Raw genomic sequence first — 19,880 nt, forward strand, 5'->3', positions numbered from 1 at the left:
TCGCTCGCGGCGTACCGTGACCTGAACGGGATTCGGGTCGCATCGCTCGCCCGCGCCACTGCTGGCGAGCGCGGAACATTGCAACACAGTGCCACCATCATGGCCAACCCGAATGATCACACAGGTCTGGACTTGTGATGCGGAAGATACCAATGTCACAGTGTGTTAACCCATGTTCACATAATTGCACGTAAACCTCACATCTCACCCGAGCCATGCCCACGGTGCGCTACGCTCCCGCCTCGTTTGAAAGATCAGGTTTCAACTAGCTTCCCCCGCAAAATGGAGCCTTGCCCATGTCTGCTTCCCACCGCCGCACGGCCGTCGCCGGCACGCTCGCGATCGCGCTGGCGCTCTCCGCCACAGCCTGCGGCGACTCAGAGAAGAAGGTGTCGGCCAACGGTCTGGAGAAGTCCGAGATCACCCTCGGCAACATGACCGTCGCCGACACCGCGCCCGTCCAGCTCGCCATCTCCAAGGGCCTGTTCAAGGCCGAGGGCCTGACCGTCAAGACACAGGTCATCCCGGGTGGCGCCGCGGGCATCCCGCTCCTGAAGAGCGGTCGGCTGGACTTCAGCATCAGCAACTACGTCTCGCTGCTCACCGCCGGGTCCAAGGACCCCGGCTTCAAGCCGAAGATCGTCGTCGAGGGCATGCAGAGCGCTCCGAAGACGCACACGCTGATGGTGCGCAAGGATTCCCCGTACCACACGGTCAAGGACCTCGCCGGCAAGAAGATCGCCGTCAACACCAAGCGCAACATCGCCACGCTGCTGGTACGCGCCGCCGGCAAGCCCCAGGGCGTCGAATTCGACGAGGACAAGAACTTCGTCGAGGTCGCCCCGCCCGCAATGGAGCAGGCCCTGAAGTCCAAGAGCGTCGAGGCCGTCCAGGCGATCGAGCCGTTCGGCACCCAGATGCAGCAGTCGATGGGCGCCCGCATGGTCGCCGACCTGTCCAGCGGGCCGACCGCGGACTTCCCGATCGCGGGCTACGCCACCACCGAGAAGTTCGCCAAGGAGAACCCGAAGACGGTCGCCGCCTTCCAGCGCGCGATGCTGAAGGCGCAGGGCATGGCCGCCGACCGCAAGGTCGTCCAGGACGTCCTGCCGACCTACGCCAAGGGAATCGACGCCAAGGTCGCCTCCACCATGAGCTTCGGCACGTGGCCGACCACGCTGAACGCCACCCGTGTCCAGCGCGTGGCCGACCTGATGCAGCAGTTCGGCTACCTGGACAAGCCCCTCGACGTCAAGACCTTCATGGCGACATCCGCTCAATGAAATACCGCCGTATCGCTTTGGGCGCCGCCGGGGTAGCCGGGGTGGTCGCCGCCGTCGAGGTCGTCAGCCGTGCCGGCCTCGTCGACGCGACCGCCCTGCCCCCGGCGTCGACCGTCCTGCGGGAGGCCGGGAAACTGGCCGTCGACGAGGAGTTCCTCGTCGACGTCGGGGCCACGCTCAAGGCGTGGTTCGGCGGGCTCGCGCTGGCGGTGCTCGTGGCGGTGCCGCTGGGCGTGCTGCTCGGCTCGGTACCGCTGCTGGGCACCGCCTCCCGCGCGCTGGTCGAACTGCTGCGCCCCATCCCCTCGGTCGCGCTGATCCCGCTCGCCATCATCCTGTTCGCCGACCCCACGCAGATGAAGATGTCGTTGATCTTCTACGCCTGCCTGTGGCCGATCCTCATCAACACCCTGTACGCGCTCCGCGACGTCGACCCGGTCGCCAAGGAGAGCCTGCGCAGCTTCGGGTTCGGGACGCTGTCGGTGCTGTGGCGCGTCTCCCTGCCGAGCGCCGCGCCGTTCATCGCCACCGGCGTCCGGATCGCCGCCTCCGTCGCCCTCATCGTCGTGATCAGCACCGAGCTTTTGGCGGGCGGGATCAACGGAGTGGGAATCTACCTCAGCGACACCCAGTCCGGAGGCGGCCGGACCGACCTGCTGCTGGCCGGCGCCTGCTGGGCCGGGGCGCTGGGGCTGCTGGCCAACACCGCCCTCTTCGGGCTAGAACGGATCGCGTTCCGCTGGCACACCGCTCGCGTGGAGGGAGTCGCATGAGGGCGCTCGGAGCGCTGCGCGGGTTCGCCGAGCGGGTCTGGCTGGTCGCCGTCGCCGTCGTGCTGTGGGAACTGATCACGCGCGCGGTGAAGGAGACCTACTTCCCCCCGCCCACGACGATCATCGACGCGCTGCACGAACTGTGGTTCTCCGGACCCGCGTCCCAGTTGTTCCTCACGGACAAAGCGGTGGACGACTTCTCCACCAGCCTCACCCACCTGTTCATCGGGTGGGCCGCCGCGGGCGCCGCCGGCGTCCTGGTGGGCGCGGCGATCGGCCGGTCGCGGGCCCTGTACGACCTGCTGAACCCGGTGCTGGAGTTCCTGCGCGCGGTGCCGCCGCCCACGCTGGTGCCGTTCTTCATCATCGTGTTCCAGCTCGGCGCGACCATGCAGGTCGTCACGATCGCGTTCGGCGTGGTGTGGCCGGTGCTGCTCAACACCTGCGAGGGCGTCCGCACCGTGGACCCCCTGCAGCTGGAGACAGCCCGGGTGTTCGGCGTCGGCCGGCTCCGCCGGCTGCTGACCGTCATCCTCCCGGCGGCCTCCCCGAAGATCTTCGCGGGCCTGCGGGTGGCGCTGTCGTTCGCGCTGATCCTGATGGTCATCTCCGAGCTGTTCGGCAGCACCGCGGGCATCGGCTCCGAGCTGATCGGCGCCCAGCGCTCGTTCGAACTGCCCAGGATGTGGGCCGGGATCGTCATGCTGGGCATACTCGGCCTTCTGTTCAACGCGGTCTTCATGCTCCTGGAGCGGCGCCTGCTGGCCTGGCACACCGGCGCGAAGAGGCTCGCGAGCTGACGATGTCCCCTACGCCGACCCTGACGACGTATACACAGCAAAGGCGGCCGTGATGCTGCAGATAACCGGCCTCAGCCATTCCTACGGCGACGGCCACCGAGCCATCGACGGACTCGACCTCACCGTCCCGGACGGCCAGCTGATCAGCATCGTCGGCCCGTCCGGCTGCGGCAAGTCCACCCTGCTGCGCTGCATCGGCGGGCTGATCCGCCCGACCGCCGGGACCGTCACCCTGGACGGCACGCCGATCAACGGCGTGCCCGACGACCTCGCGGTGGTGTTCCAGGACTACAGCCGGTCGCTGTTCCCCTGGCTGACCGTCCGCGACAACGTGGCGCTGCCGCTGCGGCGGCGCGGGAAGGGCCGCTCGGAGCGGCGCGCCGCGGCCCAGGAGGCACTGGAGTCCGTGGGTCTCGCGGACGCGGGACGCAAGTACCCCTGGCAGCTTTCGGGGGGCATGCAGCAGCGCGCGTCGATCGCGCGGGCCCTGGCCTACCGTCCCTCGCTGCTGCTGATGGACGAGCCGTTCGGGTCCGTGGACGCGCAGACCCGGGAGGACCTGGAAGATCTCGTCCTGCAGATGCACCGGACCCGGAAGATGACGATCCTGCTGGTCACGCACGACATCGACGAGAGCGTCTACGTCGGTGACCGGGTGGTCGTGCTGAACCGCTCGCCCGCCCGGGTGCACGCCGACCTGCCGGTCGGGCTGCCCTCGGTGCGCGACCAGATCGAGACCCGGGGGATGCCCGAGTTCGTCCAGCTCCGGGCCGAGGTCGGGCGCCTGGTCCGCGGTGGCGCGAAGGTGCCCGGCGCGGCGCCCGCGGGCACCGGGGCCGCGCCGGGCGGGCCGGGGCAGGACGACGGGCCGGGAGTCGTGACGGCGTCCAAGCACGGGCCCGGCCGGGGCACGAACCCGGCCCGGTGAGAACGGCCGCCACGAGCGGCGACACGAAAGAGACGGCGCGGGCGGGGCCGCCACAGGGGTCCCGTTCGCCCCGAGACCAACGGAGGGTGATTCATGCGCGTACTCATCGTGGGGGCGGGCATCGGCGGGCTCACCACCGCGCTGAGCCTGCACGAGGCCGGGGTCGAGGCCCTCGTGGTCGACTCCGCCAACCGGCTGCTGCCGCTCGGCGTCGGCATCAACCTGCTGCCGCACGCCGTCCGGGAGCTCACCGAGCTGGGGTTCGCCGACGAGATGGCCGAGATCGGCATCCCGACGGGCGAGATGGTGCACTTCGACCGGTACGGCGGCCGGATCTGGGCGGAGCCGCGCGGACGCGCGCTCGGCTACAACTGGCCGCAGTACTCGATCCACCGCGGCGAGCTGCAGATGATGCTGCTCGACGCCGTCCTGACGCGGCTCGGCAAGGACGCCGTCCGCACCGGGACCCTCTTCGAGGGTTTCGAGCAGGACGGCACGCAGGTGCGGGCGCGCCTGCTCGACCGGGCGTCGGGCACCGCCGAGACGGTCACGGCCGACGCGCTGATCGGCGCGGACGGCCTGCACTCCGCCGTCCGCGCGCAGCTGTACCCGGACGAGACGGCACCGCTGTGGAACGGCATCAGGCTGTGGCGCGGCGTCACCGAGGCCGACCCCATCCTGACCGGGCGGACCATGGTCGTCGCGGGCAGCAACGCCACCTCCAAGATCGTCGTCTACCCGATCTCCATGCGGGCGGAGCGCAGGGGGAAGGCGCTGCTCAACTGGGCCGCGGAGGTCAGGCTCGCCAATGACCGGCTCGACTGGGATCCCGACTGGAACAAGGCCGGCCGCCTGGAGGACGTGCTCCCCTACTTCGCGGACTGGAAGTACGACTGGCTCGACTTCCCCGCGCTGATGTCCCGGGCGGAGGAGATCCTGGAGTACCCGATGGTCGACCGGGACCCCCTCGACCGGTGGACGTTCGGCCGCGTCACCCTGCTCGGCGACGCCGCCCACCCGATGTACCCGATCGGCTCCAACGGCGGCTCCCAGGCCGTCCTCGACGCCCGCGTGCTGGCGCACGAGCTGGCCGGCTCCGCCGACCCCGCCGACGGACTGCTCGCCTACGAGAAGGGGCGCCGCGAGCCGGTCAACGCCATCGTCATGGCCTGCCGGGACATGCCGGCCGACCGGGTGCTGCACACGGTGACCCAGCGGGCGCCGCACGGTTTCGACTCGATCGAGGACGTGCTGACCCCGGACGAGCTGAGCACGATCAGCGGCGCATACCGGCAGACCTCGTTCTCCGACGTCGAGGCGCTGAACTCCCGTCCCTCGTACACGGTGGCGAGCTGACGGCGTCCCCCAGGCGTTCCCCACGGGCGCGGTGAGGTCTCGGCCTCACCGCGCCCGTCGCGCTTTTCCGGCTCAGGACGAGGTCATGACCGCGGCAAGACGGGCGGTCATGGCGTGGGTGGCGCGGTCGAAGAGGGACGGGTCGTCGTAGAGGAGCGCGTGCGCGGCGCCCGTGCGGCAGAGTGCGTCCAGTTCGAACGCGAGCTGCGGGATGTCGGCGGACGCGTCGATCTCGCCGAGTTCGCGCGCCTCGCGAAGACACCGCTCCAGGAAGGCGCCCCAGTCGCGCTGGGACGAGGCGATGGCGTCGCGGACCCGGCCCGGACGCGCGTCGAACTCGGCCATCGTGGAGTGGAAGAAGCAGCCGCCGGGGAAGACCGGTTCTCGCTGGTAGCGCCGCCAGGCGTCCAGCAGGGCGCGGACGCGGCCGAGCCCCGCGGGGACGGCGAGGGCGGGCTCCACCACGTGCTCACGGAACACCTCGACCGCCTTGCGGACGGTCGCGAGCTGCAGTTCCTCCTTGGAGCCGAAGTGCGTGAACACGCCGCTCTTGCTGATCCGCAGTTCGGTGGCGAGCCGGCCGATCGACAGGCCCTCCAGGCCCTCCGCCGAGGCGATGTCGGCGGCACGGCGGAGGATGACCTTGCGCGTCTGCTCCCCCTTGAGGAGCCGTCCGTCGGTGCTCACCCTCATTAATCTGCACGACCGTTCGTTCAAAGTCAATGCGTCAACCCCCTTGACGCGGGCCTTCGCCGTAGAAGATTGTACGACCGTTCGTTTATTTTTCTGGGAGACTCCGTCATGACCACCGAGACCACCGCGGCGCCGCCGCGCGCGGCCGGCACGCGGCGGGACGTGCCCTGGCTGGCGGCCGGGGCGACGTTCCTGGCCATGCTCGACGCCACCGTCGCCAACCTGGCCGTCGCCGACCTGCACGCCGACTTCCCGGGCACCTCGCTGTCCGGCCTGACCTGGGTGATCACCCTGTACGCGGTGCTGTTCGCGGCGCTGCTCGCCCCCGCCGGGAGGCTGGCCGACCTGGTCGGCCGGCGGTCGCTGTACCTGTGGGGCACCGGGCTGTTCACGCTGGCCTCGCTGGCCTGCGCGATCGCGCCGAACGTGCCCGTCCTGCTCGCGACGCGGGCCGTGCAGGGCGCCGCCGCGGCCGCGCTGATCCCGGCGTCCCTCGCACTGCTGCTGCACGACACGCCCGCCGAACGGCGGGCGCGCAGCATCGGGCTGTGGAGCGCCGCGGGCGCGTTCGCCGCCGCGATCGGCCCCAGCCTGGGCGGCGTCCTCGTCGACCAGTCCGGCTGGCGCGCCCTGTTCGTCATCAACGTGCCGTTCGGCCTGGCGATGCTGCTCGGCGGGCTGCGCCTGCCGCGCGCCGAGGCCGGGGCGGGCCGGCTGCCCGACCTCGCCGGGACGATCCTGCTCGGCGCCGGCGTGGGCGGGGTCGCGCTCGGCGTGACGCAGACCCAGGACTGGGCCTGGTCGGATCCCCGGACGCTCGCGCTGCTGCTGGGCGGCGCCGCCCTCGCCGCCCTCGCGCTGTGGCGGTCGGCGCGGCACCCGGTGCCGGCGCTGGAGATCTCGCTGTGGCGAAACCGCCAGTTCGCCGTCGCCAACGCCGCTTCGTTCCTGTACGGCACGGCCCTGTACGCGTGGCTGCTGCTCGGTGTGCTCTATGTGACCGGCCAGTGGCACTACTCGATCCTGAAGGCGGGCTTCGCGTCGACGCCGGGGGCGTTCACCGCGACCGCGGCGGCCGTGGCGATGGGACGGCTCACCGGGCGCATCGGCGTCCGTCCCGCCGTGACCGGCGGCGCGCTGGTCATGGTCGCCGCGGGCGTCTGGGCCGTCGTCTCGCTGCCGGCCGAGCCGCACTTCCTCACGTTCTGGCTCCCGCTCGGCCTCCTGGCCGGGACGGGGATGGGGATGGTCAGCACGGGCACCGCCTCGGCCGCCGCGCTGTCGGCCGGCCCGCTGTGGTTCGCCGGCGCGACCGGGCTCAACACCACGGCCCGGCAGCTCGGCGGCGCGCTCGGCATCGCCGTCCTCGCCGCGCTCCTGCCGGAGCGGGCGGTGCACGACGACTACACCGCCGTCTACCTGTTCTGCACGCTCGCCGCCGCGGGCGCGGCCGTCGCGGGCCTGCTCCTCGCCGTCCGCCCGGCGAGGCCGTGAAAGGAGAGACCATGACCGAGACGACCCTGTCGGAGTGGACGGACCCGTCCGTCATGCCCGCCGCCGACGCGGCCGCGCTGCTGGCCGACGCGCCCTGGACGAGGATGGTGACGATCGGCGACAGCGTCGCCGAGGGGATCCGGGAGGCCGTCCCCGGGTACCGCGACATGTCCTGGACGGACCGCGTCGAGGAGGCGCTCGGCGCGGTGACGCCGGAGTTCGCCGCGCTGAACCTCGGCCGCCGCGACCTGGTCGCCGCCCAGGTCGCGGCCGAGCAGCTCCGGCCCGCGCTGGCGTTCGGACCCGACCTGGCCTTCGTGGTCGCCGGCGGCAACGACATGCTCCGCCCGCACTTCGACGAGGACGAGGTGCGCCGCGAGCTGGTCTCGATGGTCTCCGCGTTCCGCGCGGCCGGCGCCGACGTCGTCACCATCGGGCTGCTCGACATCACAGCCGCCGGTCTTGGCCCGGCCCGCTACCGCGAGGTGATGTCGGCGCGGACGCGGCGGCTCGCCGCCCTGACCGCCGAGGTCGCCGCCGAGCACGGCGCCTGCCACGTGGACAACCCGCCCGGGCATCCGGTCGCCGCCGACCCGGGCATCTACAGCAGCGACCAGCTGCACCTCAACGCCCGGGGCCACGCGTTCGCCGCCGCCAACACGATCCGCGCGCTCGCGGCTCACTTGGCGTCGGCGTAGCGGTCCACCACGGCGATCTCCATGGGGAACACGACGGGGATGTCGCCGAACAGGAGCCGCCGCGCCTCGTCCGCCGAGGCGCGGACGGCGTCCGCGACGTCCCCGGCCAGCTCGGTGGGGGTGTGCACGATGACCTCGTCATGCTGGAAGAACACCAACCGGGGGACGGCGAGCGGAGCTCGTCGATTGACTGGTGGCGGGTGGGGGCTGGAGGACGGGGCGAGCGCGGTGAGGCGGCGGCGGAGGGAGGCGAGGAGGGCGAGCGCCCAGTCGGCGGCCGTCGCCTGGACGACGAAGTTGCGGGTGAAGCGGCCGCGGCTGCGCAGCGCCCGGGCGGCCGAGCCCTGGCGCGGTTCCGGCAGCGTGTCGTCGTCGCCCGCCGAGGTCAGCTCCCGCCAGCCGGCGGACGGCGGCGGGCAGGTGCGGCCGAGGCGGGACCGGACGAGCCGCCCCCGCTCCCCCGCCCGCGCGGCGGACTCCACGTACTCGAACGCGTCGGGGAACCTGCTCCTGAGGATGGCGAGGAGCTGCACCGCCTCCCCCGTCCCTCCCCCGTACATCGCGGACAGCAGGGCGATCTTGGCTTTGTCGCGCGCGCTCCCCTCACCGCCGCCGTCGCGGAAGGCGTCGGAGAGCGCCGCGTAGAGGTCGCCGTGCGCGGCGGCCTCGGTGAACGCCCGGTCGCCGGCCAGGGCCGCCAGCACCCGCGGTTCGAGCTGCGCCGCGTCGGCGACGACCAGCGCCCAGCCGGGGTCGGCGACCACGGCCCTGCGCAGCACGCGCGGGATCTGCAGGGCGCCGCCGCCGCTCGTCGCCCACCGTCCGGACACGACGCCGCCGACCACGTATTCGGGCCGGAACCGCCCGCCGCTCACCCACGTGTCGAGCCAGGCCCAGCCATGCGCGGTGTGCAGCCGCGCCAGCTCCTTGTACTCCAGCAGCAGCGGGACGGCCGGGTGGTCGAGCTGCTTGAGGACGTGCGCGCGGGTGGACGGGACCGGCAGCCCCGCCGACGCGAACGCCTTGAGGATCTGCGCCGGAGAGTCGGGGTTGACGTGCATGACACGGCCGAGCGGAGCTCGTCGATTGATTGGTGGCTGGTGGGGGCTGGAGGACGGTCGCCCGAGCGGAGCTTCGAACGCGGCGTTGATGCGGTCGGCCAGATCCTGCAGCCTGCGGGGCCGCAGCCCGCCCGGCGGGCGCGGCCCGAGCAGCTCGGTGAGCAGCGCGTCGTGCTCCTCGGCCGACCAGGGCAGCCCGTCGTGGCCCATCTCGGCCGCCGCCAGCGAGCCCGCCGACTCCGCCGCCGCGAGCAGCGCGAACCCGTCCAGCCCGGCGATGGCGCGCCGCTGTTCGGCGTGCACCGCGACGATCCGGCCGATGTCGTCGGCGGAGTCGTCCCGTCCGCCCGGGTCGTCGTCGAACAGCGACGCCTGCGCGGACTCCTCCTGCGGCGGCCGGTCCGGCGGCACCGGCTCGCCGCGCAGCCGCGCCCACGCCGCCGGGACCGAGCGCGGCTCCCCGTACCGTCCCGCGTGACCGAGCAGCAGGCTCTCGACCAGCTCAAGGTCATGGCAGCGGCCCACCCGCACGTCCGCGTCCAGCAGCCGGGGATAGAGCCGCGCCGTGGACGCCCAGACCCATCGCGGCGCATCGTCCCGCTCCCGCTCCGCGATCGCCGCGACGAGGTCGGGCACGACCTGCACGGGCCCGGCGGGCGAGCCGTCCTCGGCGAGCGCCCGCAGCGCTCCCCCGCCCCGCGGCCCGGCGGCCACCGCGATCCTCACCGCCCCATTGTGTCCCCGCCCACCGACAGAACCGCGGGCACCGCGCACACGCGAAGACCCCTCCGTGACGGTTGCACGAAGGGGCCTAGCGCAATCTCATTCAGCAGGCCAGGGCCGCGGCCCGCCGTTCCGGCGTTTTTTGAATCTCAGTTTTTTGAATCCCAGCCGTCTCCGACCTCAGCTACTGCGATCGCGTGCGAAGCCAGGTTCGAGCTTGCGAGAACCTGATCGCGCAGCGAGCCGCCAGGCGAGCCGGAGCGATGCAGCGATCGCATGCAGTGCCCGACGATGGAGGGCGCCCTGCGCCCGAAGGAGGAGGGCACTGCCATGAGCACAGCAGGGCCGCTAGGCCCGAAGGAGGAGGGAAACGCAATGAACACAGTCACGCGACCAGGGAGACCTGCTGGCCGGCCGGGGTGTCGCCGTAGCGGTCGACGACCTTGTTCAGCTGGATCTGGTAGTACAGCACGCCGAAGCCGAGGATGCCGAGCAGGAAGCCCATGCCGCCGCTGCAGCTCGGCTGCAGGCCGGCCGCGCGCTGGGCCTCGGCGATGCGGCCGCCGAGCTTGACCCACATGACCAGCGGCCAGATGCCGAGGGTGATGCCGCCGAAGAGCATGGACAGCAGCGCGTTGGTCGCGGCGTTGTCGATGCGGCGGTCGTACTCGTGCAGCTCGTTGTGGACCTTGAAGAACCAGACGAGGCCGTAGATGCCGAAGGTGACCATGGGAAGGCCGAGCCAGGCACCGGCCGGGTTGCGGCGCTTCATGTTGTAGCCGGCGCCGCGGGCGACGGGCGCCTGCTGCTGCTGGGCCGGGGCGGGCGAGTAGCCGCCCTGGTACGCCTGCTGTTGCTGTTGCTGCTGCTGCGGGTACTGCTGGCCCTGACCCTGCTGGGGGTAACTCATCGAGAAGCTCTCCTGAAGGACGCGGTCGTTTTCCGGCCGACCGTCCGTTACCGTCCACCGATGTGGTGATCCACGACTGTAACGGCATCGGGGCACGTCGGGAGGCAAGATCGGCCACTTTCCGCGTATTACTGGCGAATTCTCCAAACCGGGTGGCCGGCCGCCCGGTTAGCGCAGCGGAATCGTCACCTCGTCCTCGCACGGCGGCGCCGTCTCGTGGTCGCCGCAGCCCGTCACGGCGTAGCAGCGGATGCGGAGCCGCGACTCGGTCACGTCCAGGCGCAGGAAGCTCTTGAAGAAAGGCGGCCTGTCCCAGTCGGCCAGTTCCGAGCGGAACCGCTGCGGCAGCCTGCGCACCGGGAAGCGCAGGAAGCGGGGACGGCGGCGTCCGTCGCGCGGGACGCCCAGGACGGCCGCGACGAAGCGCGCGCGCCGGGACGGTTCGGGGCCGCTGTAGCCGCGCCCCGGCCGGATGCCGAGCCGGTGCCGGACGGCGGCGGTGGCCTCCTCCGGAGTGAGCTCGAAGAGCTTCGGGAGCCGGAGCCACCGGCCGTACAGCTTGCTGTAGCGCGAGAGGGAGTCGCCGCGCAGCGGGTAGCAGCGGAATTCCCGCTCCTCCACCACGCGCGTCCGCGGGATGGTGTGGGTCGCGTGCATGAAGGCGCCGCCGCCGCCCGAGACGATGTACTGGATCGTGCGGCCGTCGCCGGTCCGCACCGGATAGCGCTGGTAGTTGTGGATGTCGCCGCCGATCGCGGCCACGTAGTTGTGCGCCGGGTCCTGGACGATCGCGTCGACGGTCCCGCCCCCGCGGATCGGCCCGGGACGGCGGTCGTCGTCCACGTACAGGGGCTTTCCGGTCACCAGCAGCTTGGGTTTCGGACCGCCGGACACCTCCCGAAGCCAGCGGCCCTGGTCGCGGTCGAGGACCCCCGTGATCCCGGTGTCGACGCCGATGATGCGCAGCGAGGGCGTGTCGATCGCCCAGTACGGCCCCGGCTGCCCGCCCTGCTGGCCGGGCGCCCCCCGGTACGTCCGGCGGGCCTCGGCGAGCGCGTGCGAGTCGACCGTTCCGGAATGGCGCCAGAGGAGGCGCGGCAGGAAGGCGAGGGGGCCGCGCCAGGGCGGCGGTGAGCAGTTCTCGTCCAGGTCGCAGAACACGTGGAGGAAGCCGCGCAGGCCGTCGTACCAGTCGTGGTTGCCGGGCACGGCGTAGATGGGGGCGGGGTAGTCCTTGTAAGGCCGGAAGAACTTCTCGGGATAGTCGCCCGCGTCCCCCGTCGGATAGATCACGTCGCTGGCGATGACCATGAAGTCGGTGCCGGCGGCGGCGTGCAGCAGCGGCGGGACCACCGCGTACTGCGACCGGTCCCCCTCCCCGGTGTCGCCGAGCAGCGCGAACGAGAACTCCGGCGCCGAGCGGTGCACGGTGAACGCCGCGGGCGTGCCCCGCTCGCGCAGGGCCGTGATGCAGCGGCGCCGGATCGCGTCCGTGGGGTCGCCGAACAGCCGCGCGAGGACGTCGTTGCGCGACCGCCACAGCACCGACGGGCGGCGCCAGGAGAAGTCGGGGACGCGGTCCGGGAGAAGGTCGTTGAACGTGCCGGGTCTTCCGCAGACCCATCCGGCGCCCGCTTCGGACGTGCGCGAGTTGTCGGGTCCGGGGGGAACCTCGGCAGACACAGAACGCCTCCGGCCAGGGTGAGGGGTTGCTCACAGCCTGTCCGGAGGTGATCGCGCCGTCAAGCTGACACGACGGTCAGCCGCGCGTGGTGGACGCCGGCGCCACCCCCAGAGACGCCGGCGCCACCACGACCAGGTCGTCTGCGGTCATCATGAGTCCCCCCAGAACGGCGAGCAGTCGCCTTCCCATGATGGGCCCACAGACGGCCCCAAGGTCCCGAAAGCGGGACGTAATCGACGCTATCCGGGAGGCCGTAATGGGGGCGTAAACCCCCCCAAACGCGTGCCCAAAACCTCGGGGCACCGCGGAACCGCAGGTCAGGGAGCGAGGACGCGGAGCGCGCCCGGCAGCACCCTGGCGGTGACCGGAAGGACTCCGGGCAGCTCGCCGTCCGCACCGTACGGGAGCGTCCGGCCGGCCGGGCCGGCCAGCTCGATCCGCACCTCCCGGCCGCGCATGACCTCCACCTCGGGACGCCGGACGTGCGTCCCGTCCTCCAGCTCCCGCATGACCGCGAAGAACAGCCTCCTCGGCGCCTTCCGGATCAGGACGACGTCGAGCAGCCCGTCGTCCAGGCGCGCGTCCGGGGCGATGTGCTTGCCGAAGCCGTAGTAGCCGGAGTTGGCGGCCACGACGGTGTAGCCCTCGCGCCGGTACTCCACGCCGTCCACGGTGATCCGGTAGTCGGCGTGCCGCCACGAAAGGATCGCGCGCAGCGCCCCGACGTAGTAGGCGGCCGAGCCGCGGAGCAGCCGCGTCCTGTTGGCGTTGTCGTTGGCGACCGCGTCCACGCCCGCGTAGACGCTCCCCAGGACGGCCGTCCCGTCGGCGTCGATGGCGTCCACGGCGCGCGGCTCGCCCTCCAGCAGCAGCGGGGCGAGCCTCTCCGGCTCGGACGGGACGCCGAGCTGCCGCGCGAAGTCGTTGCCCCGCCCGGCCGGGACGATCCCGAGGACGGCCCCGGTGCCCGCCAGCGCCCCGCCGACGCAGCCGACCATCCCGTCCCCGCCGACGCCGAGCACCACGCGCCCGGCCTCGGCGGCGGCCCGCGCGACGCCCGCGGCGTGCTCCATCCCGCGGCTGTACTCGACGTCGAGCTCGGCGCCCGCGTCGCGCAGCAGCCGGCCCAGCGGCACCAGGGACGAGGCGGACGCGGACCCGCCCGCCGCCGGATTCACGATCGCGGTGAACGCGCGCACGGCGGCTACTCCCCCGCGGCCGGCGGGACGAGGACGCCCGGATTGAGGATCCCGGCCGGATCGAGCCGGTCCTTGACGGCGCGGATCACGGCGGCGCCGAGCGGCCCGATCTCCCGCGCGTACCAGTCCCGGTGGTCGGTGCCCACGCCGTGATGGTGGCTGATCGTCCCGCCGGCACCGGCGATCGCGTCGCTGGCCGCGCGCTTGGCCCGGTCCCAGTGCCCGGCCGGGTCCTCGCCCTGCGCGGACACGACGGTGAAGTAGAGGGACGCGCCGGCCTCGTACACGTGCGAGATGTGGCACATCACGAGCGGCGGCGTCCCCGCGCCGGCCAGCGTCCCGATCAGCGCGTTCCGGACGGCCTCGTACAGCGCCGGGACGTCCGACCAGAACCCCGCGGTCTCCAGGGTCTCGACGAAGGCGCCCACGTCCAGCAGGGCGTCGCGCAGATAGGGGGCGTGGAAGCGGCCGTGCTCCCATTTCTCGCCCGGCCCCGCGCCGAGCGGCTCGCCGCCGGCGTCGCGCAGCACGTCCGCGGCCTCGGCCCGCCGCGCGGCGACCCGCGCGGGCGTGCCCTCGAACCCGAGGACGGCGAGGCACCCGGCTCCTCTCGGCGTCCCGATGGCGGCCGGGTCGGCGAGCCCGACCATGGTCTCGGCCTCGTCGGACAGCCGCAGCACCGCGGGGAGCGGGCCGTCCTGGGCGAGCCGGCGCAGCGCGGCGGCGCCCCGGTCGAACGACGCGAACCGCCAGCCCTCGTACTCCCTGGCCTCGGGGACCGGATGGATCCGCACGCGCACGGAGGTGATCACGCCGAAGGCGCCCTCGGAGCCGAGGACGAGCTGCCGCAGGTCCGGCCCCGCGGCCGACTTCGGCGCCCGGCCGAGGTCGAGGGTCCCCTCGGGGGTGGCCGCGGTCAGGCCGGCCACCATGTCGTCGAACCGCCCGTATCCGGCGGACGCCTGCCCGCTCGACCGCGCCGCCGCGAACCCGCCGATCGTCGCCCACTCGTACGACTGCGGGAAGTGCCCGAGCGTGAAGCCGCGCTCGTTGAGCAGCGCCTCCGCCGCCGGGGCGCGCAGCCCCGGCTGGAGGACGGCCGTGCGGGAGACCTCGTCGAGCTCGACCAGCCGGTCCATGCGCCGCAGGTCGAGGGCGATGAACTTGTCCACGGCCCGCGGCGCGAGGCCGCCGACGACCGAGGTGCCGCCGCCGAACGGGACGACCGCGATCCCCCGGCCCGCGCAGGTCCTGAGCACGGCGAGGACCTCGTCGTGGGATCCGGGCAGGACGACCGCGTCCGGCGCGTCGGAGGTGTCGCCGGCGCGGATGCGCAGCAGGTCGGGCGTCGACTTGCCGCGCGTGTGCCGGACGCGCGCCTCGGTGTCGGCGCGGACGTTGCCGTCCCCCACGATGCCGGCGAGCGCGGTCAGGTCCGCTCCGGACAGCCGGGGGCCGGCGACCTTGATGTCGGCGAGGGCGACCGGAGGCGCGTCCGCGGGCCGCACGCCGAGCAGGTCGCGCAGCAGGCCGGTCGTCGGCTCGGGCAGCGGCGACGCCTTCGCGGGGTCGCCCCAGCCGCTCCACAGCATGTCCCGCGTCTGCACCCTGTCTCCGGTCACCGGGCCTCCCGTTCGTATGATTACACTGTGACACATGACGTCGATTCGTCACAACAGGAACGGCGGGCGGACCGCCGACGACGCCGTGCTCGACGCCGCGCGCGACTGCGTGCTGGCCGTCGGCGTGCGCCGCACGACGCTGACCGACATCGCCCGCCGCGCCGGCGTCTCCCGGATGACGCTGTACCGCCGGTGGCCGGACGTCCGCACGATCGTCGCCGACCTGATGACCCGCGAATGGACCGGGATCGGCGCGGCGCTGCAGCCGCCGGACGACGGCCGCCCGGTCCGGCCCCGGCTCGTCGACGGCCTGGTCACCGGCGTGCGGACGTTCCGCGACCACCCGCTGCTCCGCAAGATCATCGAAGTGGACCCGGAGCTGCTGCTGCCCTACCTGCTCGACCGCTGCGGCGCCAGCCAGAAGGCGTTCCTCGCCTGGTTCGAGGAGGCGGTCGCGGCCGGGCACCGGGACGGCACGATCCGCCCCGGCCATCCCGCCCGGCAGGCCCGCGCGCTGCTGCTGGTCGTCCAGTCCTACGCGCTGTCGGCGCCGACGATGCTCGACGACGCCGACCCCGACCTGGATTCCGACGCCTTCGACGCCGAACTCCGCGGAATCCTGGAAAGGATGCTCGCACCGTGACCTCACCCAGCCGAACCATGCCCGGCCCTGACCCGCTGACGTCACTCAACGCGGCGCGCCGCGAACGCGAGCTCGCCGCCCTGCCCGGCGAGGTGGTGGACGTCCTGGTCGTCGGCCTCGGCGCGACCGGGGCGGGCGCGGCGCTGGACGCCGCCTCCCGCGGCCTGTCCGTCGCCGCGATCGACGCCCACGACCTGGCGTTCGGCACGTCCCGGTGGAGCTCCAAGCTGATCCACGGCGGGCTCCGCTACCTCGCGCAGGGCCAGGTGGACGTCGCGCACGAGAGCGCGGTCGAGCGCGGCACGCTGATGCGGCACACGGCCCCCCACCTGGTGCGGGCCCTGCCGTTCGTGCTGCCGCTGACGCCGCTCGTCTCCCGCTCGCAGGCGCTGCTCGCCGGCGGCGGGATGCGGGCCGGCGACCTGCTGCGGCTGGGCGCGCGCACCCCGCGCTCGGTGCTGCCCGGCCCGCGCCGGCTGTCGGCGGTCGAGACGCTCCGGCTCGCGCCCGCGCTGCGCCCCTATGGGCTGCGCGGCGGGCTGCTGTCGTGGGACGGGCAGCTCGCCGACGACGCCCGCCTCGTCACCGCGATCGCCCGGACCGCCGCCGGGCACGGCGCCCGCGTCCTCACCCGCTGCCGCGCGGCCGGGCTGACCGGCGACGGCGCGCTCGTCCGGGACGAGCTGACCGGCCGGGAGTTCACCGTCCGGGCCCGTTCGGTGGTGAACGCGACGGGCGTGTGGGCGGGCGACCTGGTGGACGGGGTCCGGCTTCGCCCGTCGCGGGGCACCCATCTGGTGCTCCGGGCGGAGACGCTGCGCGGGCTGACCGCCGCGATGCACGTCCCCATCCCGGGTGGGGGCAACCGCTTCATGCTGGTGATGCCGCAGGGCGACGGCCGCGTCTACGTGGGCCTCACCGACGAGCCCGCGGACGGGCCCGTCCCGGACGTGCCTGAGCCCGCGGAGGGCGAGATCGGGTTCCTGCTCGACGTGCTCGGCTCGGCGGTCGACGTCCCGGTGCGCCGCGACGACGTGATCGGGGCGTTCGCCGGGCTGCGCCCGCTGCTGGACATGGGGACCGGGCGCGACACAGCCGACATCTCCCGCCGGCACGCCGTCCTGACCTCGCGGGACGGCGTCGTCACGATCGTCGGCGGCAAGCTCACCACGTACCGGCGGATGGCGCAGGACGCCGTGGACGCGGTCGTGCGCGCCCGCGGCCTGCCCGCCGGGCCGTGCCGGACCGCGCGCCTGCCCCTCGTCGGCGCGGCTCCACGCGCCCGGCTGGACGCGCTCGACGCGCCGTCCCGCCTCGTCCAGCGGTACGGGACCGAGGCGCCGCTGCTGGCCGCGCTGGGCCGGGCGGACGCGGCGCTGCTGGAGCCGGTCGTCCCGGGACTGCCGGTGACCGGAGCGGAGCTGGCCTGGGCGGTCCTGCACGAGGGCGCGCTCGACGCCGGGGATCTCCTGGACCGCCGCACCCGGATCGGCCTCGTCGCCGCCGACCGGGAGACCGCGCTGCCCGCGGCAGAGGCGCTACTCGCGACCCCTCCAGGTTTCGCCGCGATCTGTTAGGTTACCCTAACCTAATCGAGTGAAGATCGACAGGGGGTTCACTTGACGCGCGGCAAGGGCTGCGGGCACTGCCCGGGGAGCCACACCGGCGAGCGGCCGTGCCTGGCGACCGCGACCGTGAAGGCGGGCGCCTGGCTGCTCGTGGAGCACCCCGGCCCCTGGCCCGAACGCGTCACCGACCTCGCCGGCCCGGGGCCCGTCGCCGAGGCGGTGCGCGCCGCGAAGAAGGCGGGCGTCCGGCCGCAGCTGATCCGCCGGCCGGGCCGCCGCCGCGCCACCCCGCCGCTGCAGGTCTACGCCGCGTTCTCGCGCGGGGACGAGGTCTGGATCGAGGGGCGCGAGCTCGCCGACCCGGCCGAGCTGGCGGCGCTCGACCTGCACGCGCTCGCCGAGGGCCGGTCGCCCGGTCTCGGCGACCCGGTGCCGGAGCCGGTGCTGCTGGTCTGCGCGCACGGCCGCCGCAACGCCTGCTGCGCCCGGACGGGGGGTCCGCTGGCCCGCTCCCTCGCGGCGCGTTTCGAACGGCTCATCTGGGAAACCACCCATGTCGGCGGTGACCGATTTGCTGCGAATTTGGTATGTCTTCCCCACGCGCTCTCCTACGGCGACCTCGGCGAGACCGAGGCGGTCGCGGCGGTGGACGCCTACCTGCGGGGCGAGGTCGTCCTCGACAGGCTGCGCGGCCGGGCCGGGACGCCCGAGCCGGCGCAGGCGGCCGAGCACTTCGTCCGGCTGCACACGGGGTACCTCGGGGTGGACGGCCTCAGGGTGGAATCGGTCACTGGGACATCTCGGTACGAAGCGGTCGTTGCCGTCCGGCAGAGCCGTTACCGGGTGATCGTGGAGGCCGTTCAGCAGCCCGACCCGTGCGGGACGGGGTGCGAGGAGAACCAGCGAACCTATGTTGTTAGGGAACTCACCCTTCTCAACGAGGCGGCCCTCGTGTAATCTCCTGGAGGCCCCATTCGAGGGTCTCCCTGTCGCACGTCCCCAAGATTCCGGAGTAACCGGGTGGGGAACAGAGCGGCAACTCCAGACGTTGGAACATTCGGCGCTTCTGACTCATGTCACTCGAAGTACGTCGAGCGTCCATGTCCCGAATTTGTTCGAAACCAATCAAGGTGGGTGTTCCATGGCTCAGGTACGTCGGCAGGCAAACCTCCCTCGTCCCAGCTGGGGCTGGCAGGACGCCGCGGCGTGCCGGGGGGAAGACCTCGTCCTCTTCTTCGGTCCCGACGGCGAACGCCAGCCCGAGCGCGAGATTCGCGAGCGCAAGGCCAAGCAGATCTGCATGGGGTGCCCCGTTCGCACGGAGTGCCTGGACTACGCCGTGTCCCGGCCGGAGAAGTACGGCACCTGGGGCGGGCTCAACGAAGACGAGCGCGCGTCCGAGCGCCGTCGCCGGATGCGTCGCGCCAACGCCGCCTAACCGAGAACGCAGGCAGCCAGAACGCTCCCATCGCGATCCCCGGCACGCCACCTGAAAAACGTCACGGCCCCGCCCCGCGGGGCCGTTTGCGTTGCCCGGGCCCGGTCCCTCCCGGCCGGGCCCGGCGCTTCGTCACATGTGCATCACATCAGAGTTACATCGTGCCACGACATTCTGCCGAGCCGCCCTTTTACCGCACCCGGCTCTCCGATGTGGCCAATTCACCGGAATTTCGCGCCGGACCATTCCGGCCGGGCGCCCGGCGCCCGGCCCGTCGCTCAGCCCTTCCCCGTGGCGCCCCCGGCCGCCCGCGCCGCACGGTCCAGCCATGCGATCACGTCGTCGTCGGTGAGCTGGTCGAAGTCGCGGTACCACTGGCCCACGGCGCGGAACTCCCACGGCGCGGCCGGAACCACCAGGTCGTCCACCTCCGCCTCCAGGCTCCGCGCCGTCTCGGCGGCGCCCACCGGGACCGCGAGGACCAGCCGGGACGGGCCGCGCTCGCGCATCGCCCGCACGGCCGCGCGAGCGGTCCCGCCGGTGGCGAGCCCGTCGTCCACGACGATCACCGGGCGGGCGGCGATCTCCGGCAGGGGGCGGCCGCGCCGGTAGACCGCCACCCGGCGGTCCAGCTCGGCGCGTTCGGCCTCCACCGTGCGGGCCAGGTCGTCCTCACCGAGCCCGAGCCGGGCCAGCAGCTCGCCGTCGAACACCGGGACGCCGCCCTCGGCGATCGCCCCGACGCCGAGCTCCGGCTGCGGCGGGTATCCGATCTTGCGGGTCACCAGGACGTCGAGCCGGGAGCCGAGCCGCCGCGCGATCTCGAACCCGACGGGAACGCCGCCGCGCGGCAGGGCGAGGACCGCGGCGCCGTCCAGTCCCATGGGGGCGAGGCGCCCGGCGAGCACCCGGCCCGCCTCGGCGCGGTCGGTGTAGGGGAGCCGGACGGTCTCCGTCTGCTGGAAGTCTTCGTGCGCTGATCTGTTCCAGGACATCGGCGCACCCCC

The 19,880-nt window shown here is 73.1% G+C and carries 18 protein-coding genes; 11 read left to right on the forward strand and 7 right to left on the reverse strand.

Annotation, left to right across the window (positions count from 1 at the left end; genetic code table 11):
* Positions 1-296: 296 nt before the first annotated feature.
* From ACQPXG_RS30750 to ACQPXG_RS30770, 5 genes are all read left to right on the forward strand, one after another.
* Entirely contained in the window at positions 297-1,283 is a 987-nt protein-coding gene (locus ACQPXG_RS30750) for an ABC transporter substrate-binding protein (RefSeq protein ID WP_433462627.1), read from the forward strand.
* Entirely contained in the window at positions 1,280-2,056 is a 777-nt protein-coding gene (locus ACQPXG_RS30755; RefSeq protein ID WP_433462628.1) for an ABC transporter permease, read from the forward strand. The genes ACQPXG_RS30750 and ACQPXG_RS30755 overlap by 4 nt, the downstream gene beginning before the upstream one ends.
* A complete protein-coding gene (locus tag ACQPXG_RS30760; RefSeq protein WP_433462629.1) occupies positions 2,053-2,856 on the forward strand; it encodes an ABC transporter permease in 804 nt (267 codons plus the stop codon). Before ACQPXG_RS30755 ends, ACQPXG_RS30760 begins: the two co-directional genes overlap by 4 nt.
* Before the next feature lie 52 nt (positions 2,857-2,908).
* A complete protein-coding gene (locus tag ACQPXG_RS30765; RefSeq protein WP_433470078.1) occupies positions 2,909-3,784 on the forward strand; it encodes an ABC transporter ATP-binding protein in 876 nt (291 codons plus the stop codon).
* 93 nt (positions 3,785-3,877) lie between these two features.
* Positions 3,878-5,140: a flavin-dependent oxidoreductase gene (locus ACQPXG_RS30770; protein ID WP_433462630.1), complete on the forward strand. Its 1,263-nt coding sequence runs from the start codon at positions 3,878-3,880 to the stop codon at positions 5,138-5,140.
* Positions 5,141-5,212: 72 nt separating this feature from the next.
* On the opposite strand, the gene ACQPXG_RS30775 is transcribed toward ACQPXG_RS30770, so the two are convergent.
* Positions 5,213-5,833 (reverse strand): TetR/AcrR family transcriptional regulator, encoded by a 621-nt coding sequence (locus ACQPXG_RS30775; protein WP_433462631.1) that lies wholly within the window; start codon positions 5,831-5,833, stop codon positions 5,213-5,215.
* A 108-nt stretch (positions 5,834-5,941) separates the two neighbouring features.
* Here ACQPXG_RS30775 and ACQPXG_RS30780 point away from each other — a divergent pair, with 108 nt between their 5' ends.
* Positions 5,942-7,327, forward strand: coding sequence for an MFS transporter (locus tag ACQPXG_RS30780; protein WP_433462632.1), 1,386 nt, complete (start codon positions 5,942-5,944; stop codon positions 7,325-7,327).
* A gap of 11 nt (positions 7,328-7,338) precedes the next feature.
* Positions 7,339-8,025: an SGNH/GDSL hydrolase family protein gene (locus tag ACQPXG_RS30785; RefSeq protein WP_433462633.1), complete on the forward strand. Its 687-nt coding sequence runs from the start codon at positions 7,339-7,341 to the stop codon at positions 8,023-8,025.
* On the opposite strand, the gene ACQPXG_RS30790 is transcribed toward ACQPXG_RS30785, so the two are convergent.
* The 5 genes from ACQPXG_RS30790 to ACQPXG_RS30810 form a co-directional block, all read right to left on the reverse strand.
* Positions 8,007-9,812, reverse strand: coding sequence for a bifunctional 3'-5' exonuclease/DNA polymerase (locus ACQPXG_RS30790; RefSeq protein WP_433462634.1), 1,806 nt, complete (start codon positions 9,810-9,812; stop codon positions 8,007-8,009). The genes ACQPXG_RS30785 and ACQPXG_RS30790 overlap by 19 nt on opposite strands.
* Before the next feature lie 382 nt (positions 9,813-10,194).
* Positions 10,195-10,719 carry a DUF4234 domain-containing protein gene (locus ACQPXG_RS30795; protein ID WP_433462635.1) on the reverse strand — a complete coding sequence of 175 codons (525 nt, stop codon included), beginning with the start codon at positions 10,717-10,719 and terminating at the stop codon, positions 10,195-10,197.
* A 168-nt stretch (positions 10,720-10,887) separates the two neighbouring features.
* Positions 10,888-12,402, reverse strand: a complete 1,515-nt coding sequence (locus tag ACQPXG_RS30800; protein ID WP_433462636.1) for a metallophosphoesterase family protein — start codon at positions 12,400-12,402, stop codon at positions 10,888-10,890.
* A gap of 318 nt (positions 12,403-12,720) precedes the next feature.
* Positions 12,721-13,602, reverse strand: a complete 882-nt coding sequence (locus ACQPXG_RS30805) for a diacylglycerol/lipid kinase family protein (protein ID WP_433462637.1) — start codon at positions 13,600-13,602, stop codon at positions 12,721-12,723.
* 5 nt (positions 13,603-13,607) lie between these two features.
* Positions 13,608-15,194, reverse strand: a complete 1,587-nt coding sequence (locus ACQPXG_RS30810; protein WP_433470079.1) for an FAD-binding oxidoreductase — start codon at positions 15,192-15,194, stop codon at positions 13,608-13,610.
* Positions 15,195-15,258: 64 nt separating this feature from the next.
* Between ACQPXG_RS30810 and ACQPXG_RS30815 the strand changes: the two genes are divergently transcribed.
* The 4 genes from ACQPXG_RS30815 to ACQPXG_RS30830 all read left to right on the forward strand — a co-directional run bounded on the left by ACQPXG_RS30815 (position 15,259) and on the right by ACQPXG_RS30830 (position 18,873).
* On the forward strand, positions 15,259-15,867 hold the full coding sequence (locus ACQPXG_RS30815; RefSeq protein ID WP_433462638.1) for a TetR/AcrR family transcriptional regulator: 609 nt from the start codon (positions 15,259-15,261) through the stop codon (positions 15,865-15,867).
* Between the two features lie 17 nt (positions 15,868-15,884).
* Positions 15,885-17,444 (forward strand): glycerol-3-phosphate dehydrogenase/oxidase, encoded by a 1,560-nt coding sequence (locus tag ACQPXG_RS30820; protein WP_433470080.1) that lies wholly within the window; start codon positions 15,885-15,887, stop codon positions 17,442-17,444.
* A gap of 42 nt (positions 17,445-17,486) precedes the next feature.
* A complete protein-coding gene (locus tag ACQPXG_RS30825; protein ID WP_433462639.1) occupies positions 17,487-18,392 on the forward strand; it encodes a sucrase ferredoxin in 906 nt (301 codons plus the stop codon).
* A 184-nt stretch (positions 18,393-18,576) separates the two neighbouring features.
* Positions 18,577-18,873 (forward strand): WhiB family transcriptional regulator, encoded by a 297-nt coding sequence (locus tag ACQPXG_RS30830; protein WP_021600082.1) that lies wholly within the window; start codon positions 18,577-18,579, stop codon positions 18,871-18,873.
* A gap of 278 nt (positions 18,874-19,151) precedes the next feature.
* Here the strand turns inward: ACQPXG_RS30830 and ACQPXG_RS30835 are convergent, their stop codons facing one another.
* Positions 19,152-19,868: a phosphoribosyltransferase gene (locus ACQPXG_RS30835; RefSeq protein WP_433462640.1), complete on the reverse strand. Its 717-nt coding sequence runs from the start codon at positions 19,866-19,868 to the stop codon at positions 19,152-19,154.
* Between the last annotated feature and the right edge of the window lie 12 nt (positions 19,869-19,880).

This window comes from Spirillospora sp. CA-128828 (assembly GCF_050945415.1).
In the GTDB taxonomy this organism is placed as follows: Bacteria; Actinomycetota; Actinomycetes; order Streptosporangiales; family Streptosporangiaceae; genus Spirillospora.

What these genes read in the sequence shown, in the direction of transcription:
- ACQPXG_RS30815 (WP_433462638.1), top strand. Translation starts at nt 15,259, where the DNA reads ATGACGTCGATTCGTCACAACAGGAACGGCGGGCGGACCGCCGACGAC.
- ACQPXG_RS30780 (WP_433462632.1), top strand. Translation starts at nt 5,942, where the DNA reads ATGACCACCGAGACCACCGCGGCGCCGCCGCGCGCGGCCGGCACGCGG.
- ACQPXG_RS30820 (WP_433470080.1), top strand. Translation starts at nt 15,885, where the DNA reads ATGCCCGGCCCTGACCCGCTGACGTCACTCAACGCGGCGCGCCGCGAA.
- ACQPXG_RS30810 (WP_433470079.1), bottom strand. Translation starts at nt 15,194, where the DNA reads ATGCTGTGGAGCGGCTGGGGCGACCCCGCGAAGGCGTCGCCGCTGCCC.
- ACQPXG_RS30835 (WP_433462640.1), bottom strand. Translation starts at nt 19,868, where the DNA reads ATGTCCTGGAACAGATCAGCGCACGAAGACTTCCAGCAGACGGAGACC.
- ACQPXG_RS30795 (WP_433462635.1), bottom strand. Translation starts at nt 10,719, where the DNA reads ATGAGTTACCCCCAGCAGGGTCAGGGCCAGCAGTACCCGCAGCAGCAG.
- ACQPXG_RS30830 (WP_021600082.1), top strand. Translation starts at nt 18,577, where the DNA reads ATGGCTCAGGTACGTCGGCAGGCAAACCTCCCTCGTCCCAGCTGGGGC.
- ACQPXG_RS30785 (WP_433462633.1), top strand. Translation starts at nt 7,339, where the DNA reads ATGACCGAGACGACCCTGTCGGAGTGGACGGACCCGTCCGTCATGCCC.
- ACQPXG_RS30765 (WP_433470078.1), top strand. Translation starts at nt 2,909, where the DNA reads ATGCTGCAGATAACCGGCCTCAGCCATTCCTACGGCGACGGCCACCGA.
- ACQPXG_RS30775 (WP_433462631.1), bottom strand. Translation starts at nt 5,833, where the DNA reads ATGAGGGTGAGCACCGACGGACGGCTCCTCAAGGGGGAGCAGACGCGC.
- ACQPXG_RS30760 (WP_433462629.1), top strand. Translation starts at nt 2,053, where the DNA reads ATGAGGGCGCTCGGAGCGCTGCGCGGGTTCGCCGAGCGGGTCTGGCTG.
- ACQPXG_RS30770 (WP_433462630.1), top strand. Translation starts at nt 3,878, where the DNA reads ATGCGCGTACTCATCGTGGGGGCGGGCATCGGCGGGCTCACCACCGCG.
- ACQPXG_RS30750 (WP_433462627.1), top strand. Translation starts at nt 297, where the DNA reads ATGTCTGCTTCCCACCGCCGCACGGCCGTCGCCGGCACGCTCGCGATC.
- ACQPXG_RS30755 (WP_433462628.1), top strand. Translation starts at nt 1,280, where the DNA reads ATGAAATACCGCCGTATCGCTTTGGGCGCCGCCGGGGTAGCCGGGGTG.